Source organism: Nodosilinea sp. LEGE 07088 (assembly GCF_015207395.1).
GTDB lineage: Bacteria > Cyanobacteriota > Cyanobacteriia > Phormidesmidales > Phormidesmidaceae > Nodosilinea.
Window position 1 is genome coordinate 1 of record NZ_JADEWX010000342.1, and the last position, 2,299, is coordinate 2,299.

Here is a 2,299-nt window from a genome sequence, read left to right on the forward strand (position 1 = left end):
AAAAGCTAGAAAATCACATCGGTGCGATCTGGACGTTTATCCACGACTACAATCGCCGAGTTAGAGAGAAATTGGCACAACGGGAAGAGGCGGGCTTTTCCTCTGTCCTTTACTAAAATGCACTACCCACTTGGGAATTGAGGTGGAGTCGTCCGAACAGGTTACGCTCACCAGTGAGCGACTTCAGCAAACGGATCTATCCGTGACACCTAAAACCCGGTCTACTTGCTGTTATGCCTTGCAAGACAAAGTTTGGGTGAAAGATCCAGACGATGCTGCCTGGGAAGTCTATGTCGTTCTGGAGGATTCGGCAACCTTTGGCGTGTCTCAGAAAACTGCATCTCCAGCTTGTTGCTCGTAGCTTACTGATTGCATGGCTTGGAGTGCGTCTTCGCACAGAATTGAGTGCCCCACAGATAATCTTCAAGCCACTCCCCAACTAATAACCGAAGCTGTATAACGGTTCAAATCAGCGGCAGCAGATAACCTCGAACTCAGCACCAGGATCTCCCAACCGTCCGCTGCATTTGAATTATCGGGCTGCTGGCAGAGCGCTAGGGCGTTGACAACAATGCAGCGAACTCTGCTGCTTTGAGAATCACAATGCCTTGATGATTCGTCAACGATAAAAGATGTTTGTCTCCTGTGACAATATGAGTTGCATTACCTATGACTGCACACTCTACAACCATATCGTCGTCTGGATCATCTGGAACAGCCTTAAGTGTCTCGGAAATTTCAATCAGACGTGAAAATCGACGCACTTCTTGCACTGCTGCCTGTGCCATCTCTTCAGAGAACTTGAATTTCATCAGCAACTTTTCGGCAAATTCATCCAAGATTTCCTGACAAGTCACAGATTCAACCTGACCTACTTTTGCTAGAGCGAGACAGCGAAATGGATTACCATTCGTAGACAATAGGGCGGAAAGCAAGATATTGGTATCAAAAACGACAATGTACTGCATTAGTCCTCATGCACCACATCATCAATGAAAGCGTCACGCTCTTCCTCGGTCATCATATTCCAATCAAAACCTTTCTCTTGAGCAACCAACCGTGCTTTTTCGGCTCCATAACGTGATAGTGATTCCCATTTTCCCCATTGCTGGAGAAGTAAGAATCTGAATACCTCCACTTGTTGCCCAACTGGCAACTGTTTGACAAGCTCAATAACCTGCTCATCACTCAAAGTTAGTGTTACCATGATTTCTCCTTATAAATAATAAGATAGAACCCTGCATCCCCCTATTGTAAGCCAGATCAAAAGCATGACTGCAAACACATGGAACAGAGCTAAACCCATAGCGTTCTTCCCAAAAGCAGCCAAAACAGCCATGCAAGGTAATGAATGATCACGATCGCCCAAAATTCGACTTGATAAGACTCTTTCTGACTTTTGTGACGCAGTACCCGCTGGGCGATAAACCCACCCAACCATCCACCTACCAGTTCACACAGATGTAGCGTTCGTTCAGGAGTTCGCCAGTCCTTGCGTTTAGCGCGAGATTTATCATCAGCGTATAGGAAGTAGGTCACTAAACTCATTACAGGATAAAGAAGCAATGGAAGGGGATTGCGCGTCGTCCATGTAAAATGAATAGCTCCAACCAAAGGCAGAAGCGACAACAGGATTACCTCAACTATTGGAAAGCTTGAAACGATGGCATCGGAGGGTTTAGTTCGACTATTCAAAGACGCTGATTTGTTTCTTGCTCCCAAAATGAATGCGTTGCAAGCACGAACTTTTCCATCTAAGTCAACTACGCAGTGGTAATAAATCGTGTCATTTTCTTGTGGGCGACGGGTTGCATCTTTAACTTCAGAAATATGCAAAAAAACTTCTTGGCTTCCATCAACAGGTTGGATAAAACCAAATCCACGCTCATCTTTCCATTTTGTAAGCTTTCCACTGCGGAGACTGGATTTCATGAAAAATCTCAATAACGAAAACTTTGCAATTTTAGCAAACCATCTTTAAGTGCAACCACTACCAAGAAACGAAGCAGCCCAACGATTGAGATGAACCGCCGCAGATCACTTTTGATGCCCACAGATAACCTCTCGGCGATCGGCTCCTTCGATTTGTTATGCCGCTTCTCAGCAGGCTAAGTCAGCTTGCCATCAACAATTCGTTCAGCTTGTTCTTCAAGCCTGGGGATGCCATTAGTGCGCCGATTCTAGAATGAAGTGCAACACCTAGAAGCTTTCCACAGAGGGGCTCATAGGATAGTCTGATGTTTACCACAACAAAAAGACACCCTATGAGCTATATCCAGCTTAGCGCTTCTGAACGAAA

General features: G+C 45.4%; 3 protein-coding genes. All 3 read right to left on the reverse strand.

The annotated features are described in order from the left end of the window. Positions 1 to 554: 554 nt before the first annotated feature. The 3 genes from IQ254_RS30770 to IQ254_RS30780 all read right to left on the reverse strand — a co-directional run bounded on the left by IQ254_RS30770 (position 555) and on the right by IQ254_RS30780 (position 1,932). Positions 555 to 968, reverse strand: a complete 414-nt coding sequence (locus IQ254_RS30770; protein ID WP_193969936.1) for a putative toxin-antitoxin system toxin component, PIN family — start codon at positions 966 to 968, stop codon at positions 555 to 557. Continuing rightward, positions 968 to 1,207, reverse strand: a complete 240-nt coding sequence (locus IQ254_RS30775) for a hypothetical protein (RefSeq protein WP_193969937.1) — start codon at positions 1,205 to 1,207, stop codon at positions 968 to 970. The genes IQ254_RS30770 and IQ254_RS30775 overlap by 1 nt, the downstream gene beginning before the upstream one ends. 89 nt (positions 1,208 to 1,296) lie before the next feature. After that, the gene (locus IQ254_RS30780; protein WP_193969938.1) at positions 1,297 to 1,932 is read right to left on the reverse strand and encodes a cold shock and DUF1294 domain-containing protein; all 636 of its coding nucleotides are present in this window, start codon (positions 1,930 to 1,932) and stop codon (positions 1,297 to 1,299) included. Positions 1,933 to 2,299: the final 367 nt, after the last annotated feature.

Coding starts and splice junctions, on each gene's coding strand:
- IQ254_RS30770 (WP_193969936.1), bottom strand. CDS start 968: ATGCAGTACATTGTCGTTTTTGATACCAATATCTTGCTTTCCGCCCTA.
- IQ254_RS30780 (WP_193969938.1), bottom strand. CDS start 1,932: ATGAAATCCAGTCTCCGCAGTGGAAAGCTTACAAAATGGAAAGATGAG.
- IQ254_RS30775 (WP_193969937.1), bottom strand. CDS start 1,207: ATGGTAACACTAACTTTGAGTGATGAGCAGGTTATTGAGCTTGTCAAA.